Below are 25363 nucleotides of genomic sequence, written 5' to 3'. Positions count from 1 at the left end.
GGATGGGTGTCTATTTAATTTTATAATGCGCACACTCCATGACTTTTAAACTTGTAACTCGTTATTATTTATAAAAGCCATAAACCACGCCTATTGAACCCTTTGTATTTTTACTTCATATTAGCTGAACTATTTTTCAATTATTAGGCTGTTATGTCACTTTTAAAATTTAGCCAAGCACTTATTTTTACCCTTGCGAGTACCTTACCGATTACAAGCCATGCGGCGCTTAATAAAAATGAGCGTGAAATAGTAAAACAAGTTGAGCAAAACATGCCGCAAGCACTCAAAGAGATAGAACAAGCGGTAAACATAAATAGCGGCTCGCTTAATATTGAAGGCGTAAAAAAGGTGGGCGCGCTTGCAAGCGAGCAACTAAAAGCGATTGGTTTTGAGGTTGAGTGGCTAGATGGCAGCGCGTTTAACCGAGCTGGGCATGTATTAGCTACGCACAAAAGTAAAAACCCCGATGCAATAAAAATACTGATGATTGGCCATCTTGATACGGTATTTGCCAAACACGATAACTTTACTACCTATAAACAAATTGATGAACACACCGCCAGTGGCCCAGGTGTCGCCGATATGAAAGGCGGCAACACCATTATAATTACCGCACTTAAAAGCCTGCAAGCCCTTAATTTACTTGAAAACGTAAGCGTAAAAGTACTACTTACCGGCGATGAAGAAAGCAGCGGTCGCCCACTTAGCTTATCTAAAAAGGCGATTGTTGATGCGGCAATTTGGGCTGACGTAGCGCTTGGTTTTGAGAACGGTGATAACAATATTAAAACTGCTATGGCGGCGCGCCGTGGCTATACCGGCTGGAAATTAAATGTAACGGCTAATGCTGCACATTCGTCGCAAATATTTAGTGACAGTGTGGGCTATGGTGCTATTTACGAGGCGTCGCGTATTTTAAATGACTTTAGAGAGCAACTAGCCACGCAGCCTAACTTAACCTTTAACCCGGGGATTATTGTAGGCGGTACAAATGCCGATTACGACAGTGCTAACTCGTCAGCCACGGCGTTTGGTAAAAGTAACGTAATTGCGCAAACCGTGCATGTAGCGGGTGATTTACGTGCGCTTTCGCCAAAGCAGGTAGAAGGCGCTAAAAAAGTGATGCAGCAAATAGTGGCTAAAAGCTTAAATGGCAGCCAAGCTGAGCTTACTTTTGAAGACAGCTACCCACCAATGGGGCTTACCAAGGGTAATAAAAAACTGCTTGCACGTTATAGCCAAGCAAGCCAAGACTTAGGTTATAACAAAGTGGTGGCTGCAAACCCACGTAATGCCGGGGCGGCTGATATTTCGTTTGCGGCAAACCATGTTGATATGGCACTTGATGGCCTTGGCCTAATGGGTAGTGGCGCGCACACTAAAAACGAAACCGCCGATTTAACCAGCCTAAACAAAAACACCGCTAAAACAGCGCTGCTTATATACAGATTAGGGCAGCTATAAGCTCTTTGATTTTTTAATAGGCTCTAACCGTTTGCCCGCTACTTGCAATGCAAATTTACGTAGCGTTTTAAGCTGTGGGCTTTCGGTTTGCCAATAATGCCAGTACAAAGGTGTATCAATATAATACTCAGGGAATAAATCGACTAACTCTCCTTTTGTTACTGAATCTCCTAGCTGTAATGTAGGCAATAGCCCATAGCCTAGGCCTGCGATCATGGCTTGTTTAAATCCCTCTGACGAAGGGTAAATATGGGTAAACAATGGAGTTGAGCCATTAATATCTTCTAAAAACTGATGTTGTAGCTTGTCATGCTCACTAAATACCAAGCACGGTAAATGCGCTAATTGCGAAAGCTCAGTAAGTTTATGTTGTTTTATAAACTCGGGGCTGGCAATGGCTTTATAGCGTATGGCGCCAAGCGGGCTTACAAGCCCGCCATTAACTGGCTCGGGGGATGAGCTAATACACACCATAACCTCGCCGTCTTTCATTCTTTTATGCGCAATAGATTGATCCTCACTAATGACTTCAAAGCGTAGTTTGCACGTAAGTTCACTATCAAGCACAGCGAGTGCTTCGGGCAGCCAAGTGGCAAGGGAATCCGCATTAGCGGCAAGCTTTACGCTAAGTGGGGTGTTTAAATCGGTATGCTCGTTGAGTGCCTCTACATTTAGGGCCACTTCTAGCTGTAATACTTGCTGTAAATGATTAAGTAAACGTCTACCAAGTGCAGTGGGCGTTGGCGGCTGGGTTCTTATTAATACGGGCTCGCCTAGTTTGGCCTCAAGCTGATGTATTCGCCTGCTCACCGCCGATTGGGTAATAAATAACTTTTTAGAGGCCTTTTCAAATCCGCCTTCACTTATAACGGCACTAAGCGCATTGAGTAGCTGATAATCAATCATGATTTTTACGCATATAACAATAAATATATTCATTGGATTTGTAACAGAACCCCCCCTACCCTGCAAGGCATTGGGTATCAGGTTTTATTTGGGTGGATTTAAAGTATGTCGTTTTTGTCGGGTGTGATGTTAGGGCTGAGTTTAATTATTGCCATAGGAGCGCAAAATATTTGGATTTTAAGCCAATGTATGGCGGGCGCTAACCGTTTTGTTTTAGCTGCAGTTTGTATACTTTGCGACGCCACATTAATTATTGTAGGTGTATTTGCCGCTAATGAGTTAAAGCTATGGCTGCCGGGGTTATTACCTTGGCTAACCTGGGGCGGTATAGCTATGTTACTTTACTTAGCTTTTGGCTCTGCGCGCAGCGCAATTAAAGGCACATCGGGGTTAAAAGTAACTCAAGTAATAAAAGTGAGCTGGTGGAAAACCGCCCTTGCGGCCTTTGCTATAAGCTTACTCAACCCGCATGTTTATTTAGACACCGTATTACTACTTGGCAGCATTGGCGCACTTCAGCCTGCGCCTATGCATTTTGCTATTGGTGCTTGTGTTGCCTCTGTTATTTGGTTTAGTAGCTTAGTGTTGTTTGCGCCAAAATTAAAAAAGGTTTTAAGCTCCCCGTTTAGGTGGCGCGTATTTGATAGCTGTATTGCGGTTATTTTATGTTTTGTGGCGTTTCAGTTATATAACGTACCAAACCAATAAATAAAAAGCGGTAGTTATGTGTGTAACTACCGCTATGAGTTAGCGTATTTTAAAAGGCTAAGACATTATTTTGTAAAGTAACTCTCGCACTGTGGCCGGTTCAAATGGTTTATCACAAATGGCGTCAACCCCTGCTTGCGCAATATTAGCTAGGTGAGTGTCGTTTGCCTCTGAGCTCACCATTAAAATAGGAATATGCGAGTAAGCATTAGAGCCACGTACTGTTTCGGTTAGTTCGCGCCCATCCATTTCTGGCATATTGTAATCGGTAACTATTAAATCGAACGACTGCTCACTGAGGTGCACTATGGCTTGTTTACCGTTTTCGGCCTCTACTGGCTCAGGAATACCCATGCCAACAAGTACGCGAATTATGTGTTTACGCGCAAAGCGGCTGTCGTCTACTACAAGTACGCGAAGTAGCGTTACATCAAAATGATCAAGCTCTACTTCTTCTTCGCTTATTATATCGAGGGTTGCTTTGAGTGCGCGGGTAATCGCTTTTGCGCTAAAAGGCTTAGGTAAAATAGCCAGCACACCCGATTGGCGTAATTGCTCAAGGTATTTTTTATTACGCTCGCTCGATATAAGCATAAAAGGTTGATGCTCTGTGGCAGGATTAAGTCTTATTTTTTGCAATAGCGAGTCGGCAGTGCCGTCAGATAAGTACATTGAACTAATCACTAAATCTGGGTGGTAGGTTTCAAGCATAGATAGAACTTGTTCTTGAGTAGAGGCGGTTTCAACCTGTTTTACGCCACTTTCTACTAGTGATTTTATAATTATTTTTTGCTGAACCTCTGAAGGCTCTACAAGTAAAATGGACAAATTTGCTATTGCAGTTAAGTCGCTCATTCAAGTCTCTTTGGTATTGTTATAATCAGGATAATAATAACATTATTGACTCGTTAATATTATATAAAGAGATTGTAATATTTAAGAAAATATTAGCAATCTCTTTAAAATATAGCACTTTCTAATTAGATTGGATGTATTCTAATGCATTCATTTTTTTGTATGTTACATTACTGTGCATTATGTGAACAGGGTTTGGGTCTACCACTTCCACAGGTATGTTGTAATTACGGGCTATTTCTAATGCCATTTGAGTGATATTGACACTAAATGAGGTGCCCATAAATACAATTTTATCGGCATTGAGCATACGCTGTTGTGCTTCGGTGATTCTGTAAAGCTCGGTGTAATACTCATCAAATAATAAAACAAAGGGCTTGTATGAATGATTAAGCTCAGGTGTTTGATTTTGAATGTTAAATAGCTCAAAAAGAGACTCTTGCAGGCGACTTTCGTCTACGCTATCCCATGGAGTCATAAGCGGTTTAACGGCTTCGCCTTGTTCATGAAATAACGTCATTTGATCAAGCCTACCATGTATAGCAATGTAATTTTTGTTACCGGCTTTGCCATCAAGGCCATCTATATTTTGGGTAATTAAATTTTTATCGCTAAGCCAATGGTGAACGTCGTTAGGGCCATGGTTACGATACGTTGCAAAGCGGTTGTAATACCAAGCTAAAAATTCGCGTGGATTATTTTGATACATAGCACGCGTGGCCATTTCCATGGGCGTATAATTTTTACTGCCTATGGTCCAAAAACCATCTTCGCCTCTAAAGGTAGGTATACCACTGGCCGCGCTTACCCCTGCACCGGTAATATAAAGGGTATTCACTGTGTTACCTCATAACCTGTTACATCGCTTATTACTTGCTGTTGATTATTCATGCCGCCAATACGGTATAAAGACCCGTTGTGCTCAAGTAGTCCACGGTGATCCATACTGCCTTTGGCTAAAGGCGGCAAAACTTGCCATGTATTTTGCTCAATATTAAAACGCCACACGTGTTTACTCGCCGGTGCTGGCTTTTTATTGTAACCAATACCATTGTAGTTATAGGGGTTATTAGAGCCGCCAATCATGTAAATATTGTTATTGTAGCTAGTAGCAGCCATACGGTAATGTGACTCCCCGGTAGGGTGGGGCAAAGTACGCCAGTCTATTTTAAGAGGGTTACCTTCATCAATTGTACCCTTTAAACATTGCGCAACACCTGCAAACGAGCGGCGAGAATCGGGATTTGCTTGGGTTTTAACCCCATCGCAAATAACAATAGTATTACCACTAATGGCAGCCGCTTGACCAAATACTGGCTCGCCTAAAAACGGCGATGCCTGCTGCCATGTGTCGGTTAGGGTATCGTATACTTGTACTAAATTTACGTTGCCATCGTTATGCCAGCCGCTAATAAGGTATATGTAACGCTCTTTGTAGCTTAGCGCTACGCTGTCATCAACCGGTACAGGCATACTTGCAAGGTGTTTATACGTGTTGCTTTTTATATCAAAGCGGTAAACATCGGGGCTTGAAATTTCAGTATGATCGCTATCTACCGTATACCCACCAAATATATAAGCGTATTCACCTAAGCCCACAGCAGTACTCGCTAAACGCCCTTTCAAGGGTAAGCTTGAAGGTACACTCGTTTGTTGCTGCCATTCGTTTTCACCTAATTTAAGTGAAAACACCTTATTGTGTACATCGGTATGTTGTTTGTTTTTACCCAGTCCCATAAAGCTTAAAAAGTAGCTTTGGTTTTGTACGCTAACCTTAGCTACGGCATTGTTTGCAACGGGTTTGGGTAAAGCAGGAAGGCTTGCTAATACAACAGAAAAAAGAAGGCTCATAAAAAACAAATAATATAAAAGTGACTAATAGACTTAGGGTAATTTATTTTGCCTTTATGAACCAGTAATACAGCTGCTTTTAGTAGTAATGCACAGTTCAAAATTTTGTTTTAAACACAGCAGCAGGCTTAAAAATATAAATAAACTCAATTAGCTGTATTCCTGTTGTTTCATATTTATTGATCTTAGCTACACTCATACATAAGTACCATTTTGAACACAAAAGCAATACATAAAAAAACAGAGCGTAATTTAATTTTTTATAATTATTTAAAAAAGTCCGAGCAATCAAAAGCAATTTATTTTTATTACTAACTAAATGTACTTTTATGACTATAAAGTATGTTAATATTTTGTAGAATAAAATGTTTTACAAAAGCATACCTTGTTTTTGATTTTTTGAACCGTGTGGAGAAAATCTAGGTGAAAGTACCTCAAACGTTGTTGTTCTCAATTCTTGTTATTTCACCAATGCTCGCCGCTGACCCATTAAACGACGATGATTTAGACCTTGACGCGTTAATGGAAATGGATGTTCAAGCAACCTCGGCAATGAAACGAGCACAATCGGCCTTTAGCACCGCCTCTTCTATTTATGTGCTCAGTAAAGAGCAAATTATGAGCTCGGGTGCCACCTCTATTCCTGAAGCATTAAAAATGGTGCCAGGCCTTGCAGTAAGACAACTTGATAACAATCAGTGGGCGATTTCTGCACGCGGTGTTGCTTCACGGTATTCAAGCAAATTATTAGTAATGATAGATGGGCAAAGCTTATATACGCCAAAATTTGCGGCTGTGTATTGGGAGTCACTGCATGTGCCTTTGTACGATATTGAACGCATTGAGGTTATTCGTGGCCAAGGCGGCTTGTTATGGGGTAATAACGCAAATAACGGCGTTATTAATATCATAACTAAAAATAGTTTAGATACTCGCAACACTTACGCCAAAGCAATTACAGGTAACCAAATAAATGCCGATATAAGCCTACGCCATGGTAATGATATTTCTGATATTGGTAGTTACAGGGCCTACTACAATAGTAAAAATACAGCAGCCTCTAAAAAAGGCACTCGCATCAAGCCAAATGACTTTACTAAACAACGTTCGGGCGGTTTTAGAGCTGATTTTACCCCAAGCGACGAGTGGTCGATACTTATTCAAGGAGAGCATACTCACACAGAGCACGGTCAAAACCTTAATGGCGTTGTAGATGCTTCGAACCGCAGTAAGCAGTTTCCAACGGTTGCTGACAGGCGCGATACGCGATTAATGGGGCGTGTTGAGCATCGCCTTTCTGAGCATGCAAACCAAATGCTGCAAATGTCGTGGCTTAAACAACATGGTGAACAACCCTATATAAATGAAGATTTTGAATCGATTGATATTGATTATCAAATGAACTTTATTACTGGATCGCTCCAGGTTGATTGGGGGCTTAATTATCGTTTTAATGATATTTCTTTCCAAGACAGTATTTTTATTAATAGCGATAAAGACCTTGATGACCTTCATCAATACGGCGCCATGCTGCAAGCACAATACAGTGTTATACCTGATACGTTAAATCTCATTGTAGGCACCAAAGTTGAGCATAACGATTTAACCGGTTGGGAAAACCAACCTCTTGCCCGCTTTACCTATCAGCCATATGACGACCACCTAGCTTGGGGCTCAATTTCTCGAAGCGTGCGTATTCCTACTCTTATTGAATATAATGATAACTTTAGAGTAAATGGTCAAAAAATTTCAGACGTTATTGGCATGCAGTCGGGTATTGCCGAGATAGATCAATACCATATAGCTACATTTTTAAATGGTAACGATAACGTAAAAGCCGAAAATTACATCTCTTACGAGCTAGGCTACCGTATATCAAAAGCAGACTGGTCTTTAGATGTTTCTGCATTTAATACGCAAGCGGATGATGTTGCCGTAATTAGTTTAAACCCTCACGTAGAACAATTTATACCTGCATTAAACTTTTACCTTACAGGACAAATACCTCAAGCATTCGCGGCGCTTCAAACAACAAGCTTAGACTACGACTTTGTTTCGCTAGGCGAAACCACCACAACCGGCGGTGATTTATTATTCTCGATACAACTAATAGACGACTTAAGCAGTGAAATAGGTTACAGCTACTCAAAAATAGATTACGACCTACCTAATGCAACACGACCAACTATTGGCTATGACTCTGTAAACAGACAATTATTTACTAAACTGAATTACCAATTGAGTGAGCAGCATTCTATTTATGCCACGCTAAGAGCCGAAAACTCAAACACCTATAACACAGACAACTACACAGCATTAGACCTTACTTGGAACTGGAAAATAAACAATAACTGGGCCACGGCCGTATCGGGCAAAAATTTATTTGCAGGCTCACACTTAGAGTACGGTAATACGCGCGAAACGTTTACGGTTCCTAATTATATCGACGAGTGCGTCACGTTTTCTGTTAGTGCAACATTTTAAGAGACTCAATGTTTAAGCCCTTAAGCTTGTTACCTTACATAATTTTTAGCCTTGCACTTATAACAAGCGCAAGTGCACACGCTGTGCAAAAAGAATATGTCCTCAAAGCAGGGTTTTTATATAACTTTGCTCTTTTTGGTCAATGGCAAGCGACATCAGAAAACACATCAAATTTTTTAATTTGCAGTCCCGACAGCCAATTTATAGCGATAGCTAATGCAGCACTTGATAACAGAAAAGTACATAACCGTAATCTGCTCAATAAGCATACCGCGCTTGAAAAAGCAGCGCTTAAACAGTGCGATATAATCTTTATTACCGATAAAACCTACAATTTGTGGTTAAACGCCTACACTGATCTCGAATTAGAAAACACAATGGTTGTGGGCGAAACGGATGGCTTTATAGCCGCACATGGGCATATTCGGTTTTTTCTTTCAAGCAGTAAAGTTCGCTTTGAAGTTGCGCCAGGAAAACTTAAAAAAGCAGGCATAACGATGAGCTCAAAAGTGCTGCGACTTGCTCGTGTGGTTGAGGGGTAATTAAATGAAAAACTACTTCTCGCTCAATTCGATGAGCAAAAAGCTACTCTTTATTTTAATGAGCGTTGCGCTTATCTCAACGGCGGCAGTAACTGCAGTATTTAGCGCTTATGAACTGAGGACCGCAAAAGAAGAGCAAACACAAAGCTTAAAATCTCTATCACAAATATTAGCGCCAAACATTAGTACTGCCTTAATTTTTTACGACACGGCAGCCATAAAAGAGCTGATTGAGCCGCTACTAATGCGCTCAGATATTGTATCGGTAGAGGTGATAAACAATCTGAGCCAACAGATTGCAAGCGTAACGTCGCCTAAATACAGTCAAGAAAGCTCAGTCCCGCATACAATAGAAGTAAAAACACCATTAACAATTGACGCTCAACGCTACGGTACGCTGCTCGTACGCGCTGACGACAGTGACCTAAACGACAGAGCCGATTTTTATGGCCGGTTTATTATTGTATTAATGATTTTTAGCTTTATTTTAAGCTTGCTTGTCTCGTTAATGCTCAGAAAACGTTTTTTAAACCCTATTTTATATTTAGCACAAACGGCAGAGCAAATTACTTCATCTAATGACTATAGTTTACGTGCTAAAGAACTTTCGCAGGATGAAGTAGGCAAACTAACCACCTGTTTTAATACTATGTTGCACACAATAGAGCAACGAGACAACTTGCTAGAGAACCAAGTAAAGTTAAGAACAAAAGAGCTCGAAAATGCGAACGCTCAACTACACCAATATGCCTACCAAGATGGCTTAACCGATCTACCTAACCGCCGTTATTTTTATGAGCACTTGCAGCAACTAGTAAGCACACCAAAAGAAAAATTCTCTTTAGTGTTTATAGATTTAGATGGCTTTAAAGAAGTAAACGATAGTTTAGGGCACGACTTTGGTGATTTATTATTGCACGAAGTAGCCAAACGCTTGCGCCGCTGCTTAAATAAGCAAGACATTGTGGCACGCTTAGGGGGTGATGAGTTTACCTTAATTCTCAAAGGAATAAGCGATACAACAGCCGTATCACATATTGCGCACGATGTGATGAAAAGCCTCACTCGCACAATAACGATAAAAAACGAACATGTGCAGGTAACGGCTAGTATGGGGGTTGCGTTTTTCCCACATGATGGAGATTCGGTAGAAACGTTAATTAAACGAGCTGACCAAGCCATGTATTTATCAAAAAATAAGGGCCGAAACCGGTTTGAGTTTTTCTCTTACGAAATGGAAGAGCTGGCTGTTGAAAAGCGCCGCCTTATAGAAGAAATACGCATAGGTCTGAATAAAAATCAGTTTGAACTTTACTACCAACCCATATTAGATCCGCATTCACGTACGCTAAAAAAAGCCGAAGCGTTGATCCGCTGGAATCACCCAGAGCGGGGGATTATAAGCCCCATTGAGTTTATTGATATTGCAGAGCAAAATGGGTTAATTAAAGAGCTTGGAGAATGGGTAAAGGCACAAGCTGTTCGCGATGCTGTAGAGTTTAATAAACTAAGTTACACACCAGTGCAAATTAGTGTAAATACCTCGCCTTTAGAAATTGACCATGAAGGTATTTGGGCAAACCAATGGATAGAGGCATGCAAACTCTACAAATTGCCACCGCACACTATTTTAATAGAAATAACTGAAAACAGCCTAATGGACCCAGATAACGCTATACAGCATCATTTAAAACGACTTAACGCGCTTGATATAGATATTGCGATTGATGACTTTGGTGTAGGGTATTCATCGCTTGCATACTTACAGCAATTAGATATTGATATTATTAAAATAGATCAATCATTTGTACAAAACATTGAAGCAAATAGCAACAGCCTTGCCCTGATCAAAGCCATTATAACAATGGCACATAACTTAGGGGTAGAAGTGGTCGCAGAAGGAGTAGAAACGCCCACTCAACAAGCGCATTTAATCGCACTTGGCTGTAACTATATACAAGGTTATTTGTATTCTAAGCCACTTGCAAAGCAGGACTTTATAAACAACTACCTACAAATAAATGCAGCCACCGATTAACTTATAACCAACGTGGCACAGTTTGCTTATATTTTAGATAGTCATTATTAAAACGCGCCATTAAATGCGCTTCTTCAACGGCTATTTGCTTATAAAGTGCGTACAAGCCAACAGCTAAGCAAATTAAACTAAATACACAAGGTAAAGCTAAAAAGAACCCCAGCTGAGCGGTTGCCACACCAACATACATAGGGTTACGTGACAAACCGTATAGCCCATTGGTTTTAAGGGTTTTAGGGCCATTAGGGTCAATCCCTGAGCGCCAAAGCGATGCCATATGAAAATGCACAACCATGCTAAGTATAAAACCGGCACTTAACAAAATATTGCCAAACATCACACCTGGCCAACCATTTAAGGTATTGAACATACCTAAATAATTATCTGTAGAGGGCACAAATACTCGCAGCACGCATACAAACCATATAGCAGCTCTAAAAAACTTGAATGCCATATGATTCCACCAACTCGTACAAAATTTAGCACCCGGAAAGATAACACCCGCAGGGGTTGAGCGGTTTTTATAAACAATTCTAACAGTGTAAAACCCTGCCACAAACGTATAAAAAAGCGCTAAATACACACGTGTAAACTCAATTAACGACGCGGAGTCATCTATAAACGGTTGGTAACTCATTAAATTATTTTCTTCATCCTTTTAAAATAATTTCATCATAATAGTCATGTATCAGTTTAACAAGGCTAGTCTACGAAAAACGTTTATGCTGTTTTACTTTAAAAACTATAATTAATCCCTGCGTAGTAGCGTCTGCCTGAGTAACTTGAACTTAATAAACGCGCATCGCTATCATTACCTAAACGCGTAACAGACTCTGATTTAGTTAAATTAATAACAGAGGCTGTTAAACTTAAGTCATCTGAAATATTAATGGCTGCATTTACATCAACTTGATCGTAAGGGTCTTGGTAAACATTTAAACCACTGTTTAGACCAAGGACTGTTTCGCCACGTTTATTGTACGACGCTCGAAGAGTAAAATACTCACCCTCGTAATACGCAGAGGTGTTGTACTGATATTTAGCACTGCCTATTAATGGCGATTGGCCAAATTCTTCACCATTTACACTAACATCGGCTTTATTTGTTTTGTTATAAGTGTAGTTAGCATAAAAGCCAAAACCACCTGCAAAAACATGTTGAATAAATACTTCTGCCCCTTTTGATACGGCATCGGTGCCATTACCTACTGTGCTGTATGGCGCAACACTAATTACACCACTCTCTACTATATTTTCTTTGCCAGCGAAACCTTGCTGCATATCTATTACCAATGGCACAACAAAGTTATCAACCTTTTTATGAAACAGCGCTAAACCTACTGCTGAGCCCTCAGCGTAGTAATATTCAATAGATAAATCGGCCTGTACTGATTCAAAAGGTTTCAAATTCTTATTACCACCACTGCCACTAAAGCCTGCAAGCTCGTTGAATGCCGCTCTATCATCTGCCCATTCATTGGATACATACGTAATACGCTGCTGCGAGCCTAAATCGCTATAATCTGGTCGTGCCATCACTTTAGCAATCGCACCTCTAATCACTAAATCGTCGGTGGCATCCCATGCTATGTTAAAGCTTGGTAGAATTTGTGTGTCGGTGTTTTTTTGTGTAACCAACTGATAGTCTTCTACAAAACGCGCATCACCAGTAACCGGCTCGCCTGTTTCGTCATTGGTGTGATCAAGTTGATAAGTATATAAATCGGTAGAAGAAGTTAATGTTTTAGTGTGTACTACGCGCACACCTAAATTACCTCTTACATCACTAAATTCAAAATCGCCTTGAATGTAAAACGCGGATATTTTTTCTTCAATATCATATACAAAGTTATCTTCTTTACGGGTATAAGGGGTATAGTTGTCGGTTACTAAATCTCGGTAAGTATCCCAATCTATACTGGGCATTTGGTTTATGTTAAACCCACCTACTATATTGGTTTGCTGAATAAACACATCTTGCGCAAGTGGCATGCCGCCATTCCATTGATAGCTATCAAATTGCGTTATACCTTGCTCGCTCGCTTCACCTGCAGCAATATCAAAGTTAGGATCTAAAAAAAACGTATTACCAGTCTCGCGATGTAAGCTAGCATGGCGATATTTAGCCCCGGTTCTAATCGTTTTTAAAAACCCCCAATCAACATAAAAGTCGATGTCGGCTTGGTAATAATCTTCTTCTAGCTCGCTGCGCACAAAGCTAGAGTTTGACGAACCTGCATCACGGCCACCTCCTATACCACTTTGCAAGTTAGCCAATGTGTTGGGGTCAATACTCAGCGATACATGATTGTTATCTAAAGACCACGCGGCACTTTGCGATGCGTTTTGTATAACGGCTTGGTTTTCGCCGGCGTTTGAACTTTTATAAGCCGCTTCCCAACTTTCTTTTGGGCCACCCTCAGATTGAGTACTGCCAATAATAAACCGCGCTTTAAAGCTATCGCCTTCGTAGGTTAAATTAAAATCAAACGTGTCGGAGGTAGACTCTTCTCGTACATAACTGCCACGCATCCACGGAAATTGCATATCGTTTTCAACGCCGCTCGCACTGGCATTATATTGCATATCTGTTGCAATGGTGCCTGTTTCATCTAGGTTTACTGCGGTTAAAAAATCAGGGTTGAGTGACCACTCGGGAATATCAATGACTGATTCGGTTCTGTTTTGGCCAAGTGTAAAACCAAAGTAGTTAAATCCCAGCTCTAATTGGTTAGTCGGGCGCCATTGCGCACTAAACTGTATACCTTCACGCTCTCGTTTTTCATTCAATACCGAGCCGCGCACCACCTGCGGAAACCACACACCGTCGTAATTATTACCATTGGTGTCCGTTATCGTATCCCAACCATTATTATTTTCTACGGCATTTCCATCAATATCAGTAGGTTGACCGCCACCCGTATAGCGCCACACATTCGCATCTGTACCGCCTGTTAGCGTGCGATTTGTTCGCTCTTGATAGGTATAGCCTACTAATACACCAAAGGTGTCATCGTCATTTTTCCACGAATATAAGCCACTAAATTGCGGCTCGTATTCCTTAGTCACGTCAGCGTAAGTGGATTCAACGTTAAATACACCTGAGTTTACCTCCATGCTCAAAGGCTTGCGGCTATGCATTAATACCGTACCACCCACGCCGCCTTCATCTAAGCGCGCTTCGGGCGATTTATATACCGCAACACTTTCTATCATAGCAGCGGGCAGTAAAGTGTAATCGAACGAGCGAGAAGGCTCCCCCGGCGACGAGGCAATAAAATTACCATTTAGTTGTGTAAATGTAAGTTCCGATGATAAGCCACGAATACTCACCGCCGCCCCTTCTCCGCCATCGCGCTCAATTACAACGCCTGGTACACGTTGCAGTGAATCGGCCACATTTTTATCGGGAAATTTGCCAATATCTTCGGCTGTAATGGCATCCACTACCGAGCCGGACATACGTTTTACATCTAAGTTCTCAGCCATGCTTGAGCGAATTCCACGCACCTCAATAACTTCCATATTTTTTTTAAGCAGAGTTTTAGCGTTTTGTGAGGCAGCATCATCCGCTAAGCTGAACGGACTTGCAGTAACAATAGATACACAAAATAAAGATTTATAAACATGAGATAAGGGGTAATGACGTAGGCAATTAATCATTTTTTACAGCTATTCCATTTACATTGCTTTAGGTTAAGCAAATCAGTGATTCCGTTGACGCAATGAGGTACGTATCGGCAAATTGCTGCAAAGTTTACATGGTGAAACTTAATGTATTGTTAATGCCTGATTTAATTTAATCTCAACTGTGCTTGAAAATAACTCGCATCTCAGTATTTGGCCTTATTAGGGTTTATGCGCCAACAGCTAGGTAGGTTTATAGGTTTATTTTTCAGCGCTCTAATTACTTGATATGTGACGCTACACACGCTTATTAAAGTCAAAAACCGCTTTCGCGGTTTTATTTGCACGTGTAGTTTAAGCGTATTTATTCTATCAGTTATTAGAGTTTAGTTGGCTGGTAAATTGCCCTACTGCATTAACCACTTTTTGAGCGCCATCTTGGATTTCTGCCATAACCTCTCCCGACTCCTTAGAAAGCGCAAGCCCTTGCTCTGCTTTTTCTTTGCCTTGTTCAATAACGGCCACAGTACTTTGTGTTTGTGATTGATTACGCTGCACTACCTCTACAATCTCTTCTGTTGCTTTTGATGTTCTAGATGCTAAATGCCTTACTTCGTCAGCTACTACAGCAAAACCACGCCCTTGCTCTCCCGCTCGCGCCGCTTCTATTGCAGCATTTAAAGCCAGTAGGTTAGTTTGCTCAGCAATGCTACTTATACTTTGCACTATGTTGGCTATTTGTTGAGACTGTTGATCCAACGCCGAAATTTCACTCGCTGCTTGTTCCATATTGACAGCTAACTCATCCATAACAGAAACGGTTTCTTGTAATACATGGCTACCACGCTCCGCTGTTTTATCGGTTTCTGTTGAGGTGCCGTACGCGATTTCAGCTGCTTGTGAAATAGCAATCTCACGGTTTACCTGTTCAGTAATTACAGTGGCAAACTTCATTACTTTATAAAGCTGGTCAGCATCATTTGATATAGGGTTATAAGTAGCCTCAAGCCAAATAACATTGCCATATTTATCTATACGCTTGAACCTATCGGCAATAAATTGGCCCTGTCTTAACTTATCCCAAAATGCCTGATATTCCGCGGAGTTTGCTTCTTCAGTTTCGCAAAAAATTCGGTGATGTTGGCCAATTATTTCAGCTTCACCGTACCCCATAGCAGATAAAAATTGATCATTTGCGGTTAAAACATGTCCCTCTAAATCAAATTCTATCACCGCCATAGAGCGATAAATTGCTTTGATTGTGTCTCTTTGCTCACGCGAGGTCGCGATTGTTTTAGTAAGCACAGTGCCAAATACAGAAAAATACAACAGCTGATTTTGCTCACCCACCACAGGGTGAACAATTAATCTTAGCCATTCTGTATTACCATCTTGGCGAATAAACTCAATAGCCCCACTCCAGTGCCCTTCCTTTTGGAGTGCTTTTTCAAGCTCTTCAAATTCAGAAGATAAACGGGAATGATCAGCTATAAAGTCGCCTAGCTGATTATTTGTTAGGCTGTCTTCGTTGTAACCTAATACAGCTAAAAAGTTATCATTAGCATGTGAAATTCGCCCATCATAAAGTACATTTAATACCAACATTTCTTTATACAGCCCCTCCCATACTTGCTCTAAGGGGTACAACTGAGCTTTTAAAGCGGCTATTTCGTTTTGCTTACTTTTCGAAAAAAACATTAATTTCCCTACCAAACAACACTAAATCAAGTTAATTCCAGTATAGGAGGTTTTATAGATAACGCGATAATAAATAAGTAATTAACACTTAACTATCAGTACAGCTGTAAACAAATGTTTGTTTTTATATCCTCAGCTTTCACTTTCGATTAGATTGACGTATTTTTGTGCAAGCTGCTCAAGCGACTCTTTATGGAGCGGATCGTTTTTTATGCAATTGATAGGGCACACTATTACGCAGGTTGGTTTATCATAATGGCCAACGCACTCGGTGCATTTGCTTGGGTCTATTCGATATATTTTTTCACCCATAGAAATAGCGCTATTTGGGCACTCATCTACACATACATCACAGTTAATGCATTTGTTATTTATAAATAGAGCCATTTGTAGCCTTTTTAATTAACATCATTTTAGTTCTAGGTGTAAGCAATAACCGCAAATTATGCCTATTTTTCTTTGCTGAGTTGTTGATTTCAATCAATGAAGATTACCCTGCGTAACTAGGCGGCAGATGTTTATAATCCATAGCGTACCAATTTCGAAAAGTTTTAATCCTACAAAAAGCGCTTGTATTGCAAAGAACTAAAAAGCACTCCCCACCTATTATGTTTCCCTAAATACGGGGCTTGAGAGTTAAAAGGCAACTATATTAGACAACTCTAATATTAAAGTTTATATTAGACCTTACTAATATAATTCTCTACTTCATCGTGAGGAAATAAATATGGCAATAAAAGAAATATCCGCAGCAGAAGCTTTTCAGCTTATGAAAAGTGGGGAGGTTGGATTAATTGATGTACGAGAGCCTGCAGAGCACGCTTCTGCTCACATTAGTAATTCTAAGTTACACCCATTAGGCACTATTAATGAAACAGTCATTAATCAAGAAAAAAAAGCCCATATAATTTACTGTCAAAAAGGCGGTAGAGGTAAAAACGCCTGTGAAAAGCTACTTTCTAAAAACCCAAATTTGAGCCTTTTTAACATCAGTGGCGGTATCGAAAGCTGGCAAGAGGAAGGCTTTGATATTACTAAAGGAAAAAAATCGGTTCTTCCGCTAGACCGCCAAGTACAATTATCGATTAGCACCCTGCTATTGGTGTTCTCTGTGTTTACTTTAACTGTGTCGAGTAAGTTTATTTGGCCCATAATTTTCATAGCAACAGGGTTGTTTATTGCAGGCTCTACAGGTTTTTGTGGACTGGCTAGGCTTATAGCCCAGATGCCGTGGAACCAAAGAGTATAACTGAGGCCGATTAAAACTAGCGTATTTAAAAAGTGATTTCCGTACGCGTATTTACACTGATGCTATGCTTGGTCGACTACTAAATACAGGGCTTAAAACGGGGATATCAAGTCTTAGCTTCTATCATTAAGCGTTATTTTAAACCGGCAAAGTAAGGAGCATTAATTAATGCTCCTTACTTATTTTATTAACCCGGACCTTATCGCCATTGACGTTCTATATATTCTACTTATAACGACTGCTTTGACTCACCCTTCACACACAATCTTTTTATACGGATCACGCGTATCTTGATGTGCCTCCAAATTACGCATCAAAATAGCGTGCTCTAAGTTAATGCTCTCATCTAATGGTATTTTTACGCGATGGCCAGACCCTTTTGCATCATAAATGGGCTCATTTTTACTGTTTTGCATATGTGTAAGCTCAAACGTGATATTACCTTTTGGCGTCATTAGCTCTAAAACATGGCCAACACAAAATTTGTTTTTAACGTCTATGTATACAAATCCGTTCTCATCACGCCCTAGCACTTCGCCTACAAATTGCTGCTTGGTAGATACCGAGTGGCCGTATTCGTAATTTTGATATTCGTTATGAGCATGACGTTTTAAAAAGCCTTCGGTGTAGCCTCTGTGCGCTAAGTTTTCGAGTGTTTTAAATAAATTGGGATCGAATGGTTTACCTGCGACAGCATCATCTATGGCTTTACGATAAACTTGCGCGGTGCGAGCTACGTAGTAAAACGATTTAGTTCGTCCTTCAATTTTTAAACTATGAACTCCCATTTTTGTTAGCTGTTCAACATACTGTACTGCACGTAGATCTTTTGAGTTCATAATGTATGTACCGTGCTCATCTTCAAAGGCAGGCATATACTCCCCAGGGCGCCCCTGTTCTTCCAGCATGTAAATACTATTAGTTGGCGCGCCTTCGCCTAGCGTTGGAATAACCGAGTTAGGGTCGACTTTATGCACCATGTCGCCCGTTTCGTTTTCAACCCCAGGCTTTACATCGTAATCCCAACGACAGGCATTGGTGCAGGTGCCCTGATTTGGATCACGCTTATTAATATACCCCGAAAGCAAACAGCGTCCAGAGTACGCCATACATAACGCACCATGCACAAATACCTCCAGCTCGGTATCTGGGCATAAATTACGTATTTCATTGATCTCTTCAAGCGATAGCTCGCGCGACAAAATAACCCGTTCAATGCCTTGCTTTGCCCAAAATTGCACACTTGCATAGTTAACGGCATTTGCTTGCACCGACAGGTGAATAGGCATAGCTGGCCACTTTTCGCGTACCAGCATAATTAACCCAGGATCTGACATGATCAGTGCATCAGGCTTCATCGCAATCACAGGTTCTATATCGCGTAAATACGATTTAACCTTTGTGTTATGCGGGGCAATATTAGACACCACATAAAACTTTTTATTTTGCGAATGCGCTTCATTAATCCCTATTTTTAATGTTTCTAAATCAAATTCATTATTACGTACCCGTAAGCTATAGCGGGGCTGGCCGGCATAAACGGCGTCGGCCCCATACGCAAAGGCGTAACGCATATTTTTTAAACTCCCTGCAGGGCATAATAATTCAGGTACAAACGAGGCTAAAGGGGAAACAGCTGACATACGCGCTCCATAAGTTCAACCGAGTACACATCGGCTGCATGGTTAGTTAATATTGCAAGCGCGGCATTATAAAGGCGATAAATAATAGACTTTTGATCAAGATCACAAAACGGTAACCAAACTGGTTTTTAATAAAATTAGGCTTTTTCAATTAAAACGCGTATAATCCGCGCCCGTAAATATTCACACTTTTATTTAAAAATTATTGGAGCATAAAGATGGCTTTAGAGCGTACTTTCTCAATCGTAAAACCTGATGCAGTAGCTAAAAACAACATCGGCGCAATCTACAACCGTTTCGAAACAGCGGGCCTTAAAATCGTTGCAGCTAAAATGGTTCACCTTTCAAAAGAGAAAGCTGAAGGTTTCTACGCAGAGCACAGCGAGCGTCCTTTCTTCGGTGCTTTAGTATCTTTCATGACATCTGGCCCAGTAATGGTTACTGTTCTTGAAGGCGAAAACGCTGTTCTTAAAAACCGCGAAATCATGGGTGCTACTAACCCAGCTGAAGCACTAGCAGGTACTTTACGTGCAGACTACGCTGATAGCATCGACGAAAACGCTGTTCACGGTTCTGATGCTGTTGAATCTGCTGCTCGCGAAATCGCGTACTTCTTCGCTGACGAAGAGCTTTGCCCACGTACTCGTTAATTCGAGTTTTACAGTTAACGCTGTAAAGCAAAGTATGAAAAGGGCTTTCGAGCCCTTTTTTAGTCATTACGTAAAGCATCAACAAGTGCATTTTTGATATTTTACTTAATGATTAAAGTGGGTAAATTGTGTACAATTTACCCTTGTAAATTTTATCTCCACCGTCACCGATTGAGGTTGTTTCATGACCGAGCAAAAAAAGATTAACTTATTAGATTTAAACCGAGATGCAATGCGCGAGCTATTTGTATCATTCGGTGAAAAGCCGTTCCGTGGCGACCAGGTGATGAAATGGATTTATCATTTTGGCGTAGATAACTTTGATGATATGAGCAACGTTAATAAAAAGCTTAAAGAAAAGCTTAAAAACGAATGCGAAATTGTTGCGCCAGAAATCTCTGTACGCCAGCAAGCAAGCGACGGCACCATAAAATACGCATTAGTGCTTGATGGCGGCCAAGAAGTGGAAGCGGTATGGATCCCAGAAAAAGACCGCGCCACTTTATGTGTATCTTCACAAGTAGGCTGTGCCCTTGAGTGTACGTTTTGCTCAACTGCGCAACAAGGCTTTAACCGTAACCTTAAAGTATCGGAAATTATTGGCCAAGTTTGGCGTGTCGCTAAAGACATAGGCCTTGATGGCAACAGCGAGAAACGCCCTGTTACCAACGTAGTAATGATGGGTATGGGCGAGCCACTACTTAATATTAAAAACGTCGTGCCAGCAATGGAGTTAATGATGGACGACTGGGGCTTTGGCTTATCTAAGCGCCGCGTAACATTAAGTACCTCAGGGGTTGTACCTGCGCTTGATTTATTAAAAGAAAAAATAGACGTCGCACTTGCTATTTCACTTCACGCACCCGATAACGCACTGCGTGACGTACTTGTACCAATTAATAAAAAGTACCCAATTGAAGAGTTTTTAGCGGCGTGTCGTCGTTATATCGATGGCTCTAAGGCAAATAAAGATGTAACCATTGAATACGTTATGCTAAATGGCGTAAACGACAGCACCGATCAAGCTCACGAGCTGGTTAAAACGCTTAAAGGCACGCCTTCTAAAGTTAACCTTATTCCATTTAACCCGTTCCCGGGTAATGAATATGCGCGCTCTAGCAACAGCCGTATTGATCGTTTTTCTAAAGTACTTCAAGCGGCCGGTATAACATGTATTGTTCGCCGTACTCGTGGTGACGATATTGACGCAGCGTGTGGGCAGTTAGCGGGCGATGTTGTTGACCGTACTAAGCGTATGGCGAAAAAGAAAATGCGCGACGATAACGCCATTAGCGTAAATATCCAACAAGCTTAAGCCTTGATCCGCCCTGCGTATATTACCGACGTAGGGCGGTTAAGTTGTTTATTTTTAAATAAATGATGCAACACTAAGGGTTTTAGGTAAGATAGGCGCTATGGATAGAAAAATAGAGACAAGGTAATGCGATCTTTACTTGCTTTAACACTTTCAACACTTGCCCTTACAGGGTGTGTGAGCGAAAGCAGTTATAACGGCAGTGACAAACCCGTCGTCAAAAACAAAATTAACAATGCAGGTGCTGCACGCACTCGTATCGCCCTCGCTTTACAATACTTAGAAACAGGCAATAACTCGCAAGCAAAGTATAACCTTGAACGAGCGATTGAATTTGCCCCAAACTTACCCGAAGTTCACTACTCTCTTGCTTACTATTATCAACAAGTTGGCGAAAACGAGCGTGCTGACAAGGCTTATCAAAAAGCACTCGCCATTAAGCCTGATGATCCAAACACGCTTAATAACTACGGTGTGTTTTTATGTAGTATTGAAGAATATGACCGCGCAACCGATCAATTTTTAAAAGCTATTGATATCCCAAGCTATATTCGCGTTGCCGAAAGCTACGAAAACCTTGCTTTATGTGCCATAGAATTTAACGACTTTGAAAATGCAGAAAGTTACTTTACCCAAGCACTTAATCACAGCTCGCAACGTACATCGACCCTAATAAGCTTAGCCGCCCTTTTTTATGCTAAAAGTGACTTACATAAAGCCAGCGACGTTTTAAAACGTCATGACGACACCGGACGAGTGTCTCCTCGTGCTTTACTGCTTAGTTATTTAATTAAACAGCGTATGGGCAGAATAGAAGAAGCAGAAAAAATTGCCGCCACCATATTGCAAACTTACCCAACAAGTAAGCAGGCGTATGCTATTCGCGATAACCGTACTAAACAAACTGAGTTTGAAATACTGCGCGAAAAATACCGTAAAGCACAGCTCGAAAAACTAAAAGATCAATATAGCGAAGAGCAAATTAGTGTTGAGCAACCAAAAATTAAAATTATCCGCAAAAAGCGCCCAACTACCGATAATTCGACCAGCTTAATTTCTCCTGGCGTTGAGCCATCAAGCCCAGTATTAAATGAGGCCGCAAAAGCACAGGCAACCATAGCCGCAGTAAGCAAACAAAAAACCATAGCTGAGCAAAATGATGAAGTGAAAACCCTCACGTTACCGGCTGAACCTGCGCAAGCTAAAACAACAACGACTAATACAGAAGTACCTGCTGTGGTAGAGGCTCCTACTGTTACAAATAAAGCAGAGGCACCTGAAGCAGACAAAAAGCAACCTGCCCAAGCAGTAAATACACAGGCAGCTAAAAATGCACCTGCAGAGACTAAAACAGATACCGCAGCGGTACTTTTAGCATTAACCACTGAGCACCAAGCTCAGCAAACATCATCAGCAACAGCTGCGCCGCCAAAAGCCGCCTCTACGCAAACACCCAACAATGATGAAGAAGTTAAAATAATTTCGTTTGGGGCGCCAAAACAAGCTAATTTTAATACCCCGCAAAATACATACTCGGCGACAAACGGATCGCAAAATACCGGCACAAATAACCCAGTGGTATTTTACGAAGCTAAAAAAGACAGCGCAGTTTTTATTGATAATTCATACAGTAATAACCAAGACATTACACTCAAAACCTATCAACCTACAGTAAAAAAAACGCCTCCTATGCTCAACCCAAAGGTCCCTCCTTTGAAGGTGCCTTTTCATATTATTGAGTTTGGTGAAAACCTATTTAGCATTTCAGTACGATACAATGTTAAACTACAAAAACTCCTGCAGTGGAATGGTCTAAAGGAGTCGGATCGTGTAATCAACGGAAGTAAAATTTACTTAAACGATCCAAATATTTATTACGAGATTAAAGCTGGCGATACCCTTTACGACATAGCTACCCAGCGGCATGTATTAATTGATGAATTAATGCGGTGGAATAAATTAAGCCCAGATATAGAACTCAAAGCTGGGCACAGACTATTACTAGTGGATCCAAATTCGTACCTATTATGACAGAAGAAACTACGCAACAAAGCGATGAACCAAGTGCTGGGCAGCTATTAAAAGCGCACAGAGAACAAGCTAATATAAGCTTAGAATCATTAACAGGCCCACTTAAGCTTTCGATTTCTCAGTTACAACGTTTAGAAAGCGATGAGTATCAAACATTAGGGCCTATAACCTTTGTAAAAGGTTATATTAAAAATTATTGTCGAGAGCTCAATATCGACAGTGCCCCTATTTTAGCTAAGCTGCCTGCACCGCCTGAGCCCACCAAGCCGGCTAACATGCAAAGCTTTTCGCGCCGCACAGAAAAAGAAGCACACGACAGCCGCCTAATGTTAGTGAGCTATATTATTTTGGCTATTGTTATTGGCTCATCTGCCATGTGGTTTTGGCAAAATGCCACACCTATTGATGAGCAAACCAGCTCAATTAACATTGAAAATTCGATTTTAGATAATCAACAAAATAACAATACGCTAAATAATGAAAGTCAGAGCAGCGCGCAATTGCCAGCAACACAAGCTGCTGATAACACATTAACTGAAACACCTACCCGTGTTGAGCAAATGCCTTTAAGTGAAGCCGTTAATGCCACTGCGCCCATAGCTGCAAACACACAGGCAGCAGCTAACGAGCCCGACACGCAAAGTAACACCAGTACAATTACCATGGTGTTTAACGATGAAAGCTGGGTAGAAATACATGATGGCGAAGGTGAGCGCATTGCATTTGGCGTAAAAAAGGCAGGTTATAACATGACGGTAAGTGGTACCCCGCCTTTTTCGGTTGTGCTGGGTAAGCACGACGTAGTCAGTGTTTCTCTAAACGGCGAGCCCGTTGATATTTCGGGCTTTCCTAAAAATCGTTTAGCCAAATTTAAATTACCATTAGCAGAGTAGTCGCTATGTTTTCAGAATCCCCAATTAAACGCAGAAAATCAACCCGTATTAATGTAGGTAACGTCCCTATTGGTGACGGTGCGCCTATTGCTGTGCAATCTATGACCAATACCGACACCATGGATATAGATGCCACAGTTGCACAAATTCAAGCTATACAAGATGCTGGTGCCGATATAGTGCGAGTATCTGTACCTACAATGGATGCCGCTGAAGCGTTTAAAAGCATAAAAGAGCAAGTGAGCATTCCACTTGTTACCGATATTCACTTTGATTATCGCATAGCCTTAAAAGTGGCAAAATATGGTGCAGATTGCTTACGCATAAACCCAGGTAATATAGGTAGTGAAGAGCGTATTAAAGCCGTTGTAGATTCAGCTCGCGAGCATAATATTCCGATTCGTATTGGTGTCAATGGCGGCTCGTTAGAGCGTGACCTACAAGAAAAATACGGCGAGCCAACGCCCGAGGCGTTACTTGAATCAGCAATGCGCCATGTAGATATATTACGCCGTCTTGATTTTGACCAATTTAAAATATCGGTAAAAGCGTCAGACGTATTTTTAGCTGTAGGCGCATACCGCTTGCTTGCTAAAGAAATAGATCAGCCCCTGCATTTAGGGATCACCGAAGCCGGTGGCATGCGCTCAGGCTCGGTTAAATCGGCTGTCGGCTTAGGCATGTTACTTGCCGAAGGGATTGGCGACACCCTACGTGTATCGCTTGCAGCCGATCCAGTTCAAGAAATCAAAGTAGGTTTTGATATTTTAAAATCGCTGCGTATACGCTCTCGCGGTATTAACTTTATTGCTTGTCCTAGCTGCTCACGTCAAGAGTTTGATGTAGTAAGCACTATGAACCAGCTTGAAGAGCGCCTAGAAGATATTGTAGAGCCAATGTCTGTTTCGGTGATTGGTTGCGTTGTTAACGGCCCAGGCGAAGCCCTTGTGAGTGATATTGGCCTTGCCGGTGCTAACCGCCGCTCTGGTTTATACATCAATGGCGAACGTCAAAAAGCGCGTATTGATAACAATAACATTGTTGATCAGCTCGAAGGTTACGTGCGCGATTTTATTGCTCAAAAAGAGCAGCAAACACCTATCGATATTAAAATAGTCGAATAAATACCGTATAAAACGCCAAACCACGGTGTTTGGCATTTACCTTTATAGCTAAAGGATACCCAAACGACCCCAAGGTACAGAATTGAGCATTTCACAGGCTCATAATATCAAGCGTTACTTTAAAAATGGCAATCCCTTTTAAAAAGTAACAACGATGAGAGTAAGTGTCTGTGAACCGCCCAACGGGTTGGTTTAAAAGCGATTTATACTGCGTTATTGGTTTTTGCAATAGAACCACTATTAATTTCAATCAATGCCTTGCTTAAATTGCTTTTAATTCCA

General features: G+C 41.1%; 20 protein-coding genes. 11 read left to right on the top strand and 9 right to left on the bottom strand.

The genetic code is table 11. From position 1 onward, the window contains the following. The first annotated feature begins 153 nt into the window (after positions 1–153). Positions 154–1467 (top strand): M20/M25/M40 family metallo-hydrolase, encoded by a 1314-nt coding sequence (locus AABI99_RS08840; RefSeq protein WP_338365301.1) that lies wholly within the window; start codon positions 154–156, stop codon positions 1465–1467. Here AABI99_RS08840 and AABI99_RS08835 read toward each other — a convergent pair. Further along, complete coding sequence (locus AABI99_RS08835) at positions 1462–2373, bottom strand: LysR family transcriptional regulator ArgP (RefSeq protein WP_338365300.1); 912 nt, start codon at positions 2371–2373, stop codon at positions 1462–1464. The two genes, AABI99_RS08840 and AABI99_RS08835, sit on opposite strands and share 6 nt — an antisense overlap. A gap of 105 nt (positions 2374–2478) precedes the next feature. On the opposite strand from AABI99_RS08835, the gene AABI99_RS08830 reads away from it, so the two are divergent. Further along, positions 2479–3081 carry a LysE family transporter gene (locus tag AABI99_RS08830; protein ID WP_338365298.1) on the top strand — a complete coding sequence of 201 codons (603 nt, stop codon included), beginning with the start codon at positions 2479–2481 and terminating at the stop codon, positions 3079–3081. Positions 3082–3138: 57 nt separating this feature from the next. Here the strand turns inward: AABI99_RS08830 and AABI99_RS08825 are convergent, their stop codons facing one another. The 3 genes from AABI99_RS08825 to AABI99_RS08815 form a co-directional block, all read right to left on the bottom strand. After that, positions 3139–3936 (bottom strand): response regulator, encoded by a 798-nt coding sequence (locus AABI99_RS08825; protein WP_338365297.1) that lies wholly within the window; start codon positions 3934–3936, stop codon positions 3139–3141. 121 nt (positions 3937–4057) lie between these two features. Continuing rightward, on the bottom strand, positions 4058–4774 hold the full coding sequence (locus AABI99_RS08820; protein WP_338365295.1) for a Sir2 family NAD-dependent protein deacetylase: 717 nt from the start codon (positions 4772–4774) through the stop codon (positions 4058–4060). Next, a complete protein-coding gene (locus AABI99_RS08815; RefSeq protein WP_338365294.1) occupies positions 4771–5787 on the bottom strand; it encodes a kelch repeat-containing protein in 1017 nt (338 codons plus the stop codon). Before AABI99_RS08815 ends, AABI99_RS08820 begins: the two co-directional genes overlap by 4 nt. Before the next feature lie 423 nt (positions 5788–6210). Here AABI99_RS08815 and AABI99_RS08810 point away from each other — a divergent pair, with 423 nt between their 5' ends. Genes AABI99_RS08810 through AABI99_RS08800 form a run of 3 tightly spaced genes read left to right on the top strand, consistent with a single transcriptional unit; the run spans position 6211 to position 10851 of the window. Continuing rightward, positions 6211–8271 (top strand): TonB-dependent receptor, encoded by a 2061-nt coding sequence (locus AABI99_RS08810; protein WP_338365292.1) that lies wholly within the window; start codon positions 6211–6213, stop codon positions 8269–8271. Positions 8272–8279: 8 nt separating this feature from the next. After that, entirely contained in the window at positions 8280–8813 is a 534-nt protein-coding gene (locus AABI99_RS08805) for a YfiR family protein (RefSeq protein ID WP_338365291.1), read from the top strand. Between the two features lie 4 nt (positions 8814–8817). Then, positions 8818–10851, top strand: coding sequence for an EAL domain-containing protein (locus AABI99_RS08800; RefSeq protein WP_338365290.1), 2034 nt, complete (start codon positions 8818–8820; stop codon positions 10849–10851). Between the two features lies 1 nt (position 10852). Here AABI99_RS08800 and AABI99_RS08795 read toward each other — a convergent pair whose 3' ends face one another. The 4 genes from AABI99_RS08795 to AABI99_RS08780 form a co-directional block, all read right to left on the bottom strand. Next, positions 10853–11488 carry an isoprenylcysteine carboxylmethyltransferase family protein gene (locus AABI99_RS08795; RefSeq protein WP_338365289.1) on the bottom strand — a complete coding sequence of 212 codons (636 nt, stop codon included), beginning with the start codon at positions 11486–11488 and terminating at the stop codon, positions 10853–10855. Positions 11489–11586: 98 nt separating this feature from the next. Continuing rightward, entirely contained in the window at positions 11587–14514 is a 2928-nt protein-coding gene (locus AABI99_RS08790; protein ID WP_338365288.1) for a TonB-dependent receptor, read from the bottom strand. A 336-nt stretch (positions 14515–14850) separates the two neighbouring features. Then, positions 14851–16176: a PAS domain-containing methyl-accepting chemotaxis protein gene (locus AABI99_RS08785; protein WP_338365287.1), complete on the bottom strand. Its 1326-nt coding sequence runs from the start codon at positions 16174–16176 to the stop codon at positions 14851–14853. Between the two features lie 132 nt (positions 16177–16308). Continuing rightward, on the bottom strand, positions 16309–16563 hold the full coding sequence (locus AABI99_RS08780) for a YfhL family 4Fe-4S dicluster ferredoxin (protein WP_338365286.1): 255 nt from the start codon (positions 16561–16563) through the stop codon (positions 16309–16311). A gap of 340 nt (positions 16564–16903) precedes the next feature. On the opposite strand from AABI99_RS08780, the gene AABI99_RS08775 reads away from it, so the two are divergent. Further along, on the top strand, positions 16904–17425 hold the full coding sequence (locus AABI99_RS08775; protein ID WP_338365285.1) for a rhodanese-like domain-containing protein: 522 nt from the start codon (positions 16904–16906) through the stop codon (positions 17423–17425). A gap of 248 nt (positions 17426–17673) precedes the next feature. Here AABI99_RS08775 and yegQ read toward each other — a convergent pair whose 3' ends face one another. Next, on the bottom strand, positions 17674–19068 hold the full coding sequence (yegQ, locus tag AABI99_RS08770) for a tRNA 5-hydroxyuridine modification protein YegQ (RefSeq protein ID WP_338365284.1): 1395 nt from the start codon (positions 19066–19068) through the stop codon (positions 17674–17676). A gap of 218 nt (positions 19069–19286) precedes the next feature. Here yegQ and ndk point away from each other — a divergent pair, with 218 nt between their 5' ends. From ndk to ispG, 5 genes are all read left to right on the top strand, one after another. Continuing rightward, on the top strand, positions 19287–19718 hold the full coding sequence (ndk, locus tag AABI99_RS08765) for a nucleoside-diphosphate kinase (RefSeq protein ID WP_338365283.1): 432 nt from the start codon (positions 19287–19289) through the stop codon (positions 19716–19718). Between the two features lie 184 nt (positions 19719–19902). Further along, complete coding sequence (locus AABI99_RS08760) at positions 19903–21033, top strand: bifunctional tRNA (adenosine(37)-C2)-methyltransferase TrmG/ribosomal RNA large subunit methyltransferase RlmN (RefSeq protein ID WP_338365282.1); 1131 nt, start codon at positions 19903–19905, stop codon at positions 21031–21033. 126 nt (positions 21034–21159) lie between these two features. Continuing rightward, complete coding sequence (gene pilW / locus AABI99_RS08755; RefSeq protein ID WP_338365281.1) at positions 21160–23064, top strand: type IV pilus biogenesis/stability protein PilW; 1905 nt, start codon at positions 21160–21162, stop codon at positions 23062–23064. Next, entirely contained in the window at positions 23061–23957 is an 897-nt protein-coding gene (locus AABI99_RS08750; protein WP_338365279.1) for a RodZ domain-containing protein, read from the top strand. Before pilW ends, AABI99_RS08750 begins: the two co-directional genes overlap by 4 nt. A 5-nt stretch (positions 23958–23962) precedes the next feature. Continuing rightward, positions 23963–25081: a flavodoxin-dependent (E)-4-hydroxy-3-methylbut-2-enyl-diphosphate synthase gene (gene ispG / locus AABI99_RS08745; RefSeq protein WP_338365278.1), complete on the top strand. Its 1119-nt coding sequence runs from the start codon at positions 23963–23965 to the stop codon at positions 25079–25081. Positions 25082–25363 lie beyond the last annotated feature (282 nt).

The organism is uncultured Pseudoalteromonas sp. (assembly GCF_963922945.1).
Lineage (GTDB): Bacteria > Pseudomonadota > Gammaproteobacteria > Enterobacterales > Alteromonadaceae > Pseudoalteromonas.
This window is presented reverse-complemented; position numbering and strand designations above follow the sequence as displayed.

Coding starts and splice junctions, on each gene's coding strand:
- pilW (WP_338365281.1), top strand. CDS start 21,160: ATGCGATCTTTACTTGCTTTAACACTTTCAACACTTGCCCTTACAGGG.
- AABI99_RS08785 (WP_338365287.1), bottom strand. CDS start 16,176: ATGTTTTTTTCGAAAAGTAAGCAAAACGAAATAGCCGCTTTAAAAGCT.
- AABI99_RS08800 (WP_338365290.1), top strand. CDS start 8,818: ATGAAAAACTACTTCTCGCTCAATTCGATGAGCAAAAAGCTACTCTTT.
- AABI99_RS08825 (WP_338365297.1), bottom strand. CDS start 3,936: ATGAGCGACTTAACTGCAATAGCAAATTTGTCCATTTTACTTGTAGAG.
- AABI99_RS08790 (WP_338365288.1), bottom strand. CDS start 14,514: ATGATTAATTGCCTACGTCATTACCCCTTATCTCATGTTTATAAATCT.
- yegQ (WP_338365284.1), bottom strand. CDS start 19,068: ATGTCAGCTGTTTCCCCTTTAGCCTCGTTTGTACCTGAATTATTATGC.
- AABI99_RS08795 (WP_338365289.1), bottom strand. CDS start 11,488: ATGAGTTACCAACCGTTTATAGATGACTCCGCGTCGTTAATTGAGTTT.
- AABI99_RS08830 (WP_338365298.1), top strand. CDS start 2,479: ATGTCGTTTTTGTCGGGTGTGATGTTAGGGCTGAGTTTAATTATTGCC.
- AABI99_RS08775 (WP_338365285.1), top strand. CDS start 16,904: ATGGCAATAAAAGAAATATCCGCAGCAGAAGCTTTTCAGCTTATGAAA.
- ispG (WP_338365278.1), top strand. CDS start 23,963: ATGTTTTCAGAATCCCCAATTAAACGCAGAAAATCAACCCGTATTAAT.
- AABI99_RS08780 (WP_338365286.1), bottom strand. CDS start 16,563: ATGGCTCTATTTATAAATAACAAATGCATTAACTGTGATGTATGTGTA.
- AABI99_RS08835 (WP_338365300.1), bottom strand. CDS start 2,373: ATGATTGATTATCAGCTACTCAATGCGCTTAGTGCCGTTATAAGTGAA.
- AABI99_RS08805 (WP_338365291.1), top strand. CDS start 8,280: ATGTTTAAGCCCTTAAGCTTGTTACCTTACATAATTTTTAGCCTTGCA.
- ndk (WP_338365283.1), top strand. CDS start 19,287: ATGGCTTTAGAGCGTACTTTCTCAATCGTAAAACCTGATGCAGTAGCT.
- AABI99_RS08840 (WP_338365301.1), top strand. CDS start 154: ATGTCACTTTTAAAATTTAGCCAAGCACTTATTTTTACCCTTGCGAGT.
- AABI99_RS08760 (WP_338365282.1), top strand. CDS start 19,903: ATGACCGAGCAAAAAAAGATTAACTTATTAGATTTAAACCGAGATGCA.
- AABI99_RS08815 (WP_338365294.1), bottom strand. CDS start 5,787: ATGAGCCTTCTTTTTTCTGTTGTATTAGCAAGCCTTCCTGCTTTACCC.
- AABI99_RS08750 (WP_338365279.1), top strand. CDS start 23,061: ATGACAGAAGAAACTACGCAACAAAGCGATGAACCAAGTGCTGGGCAG.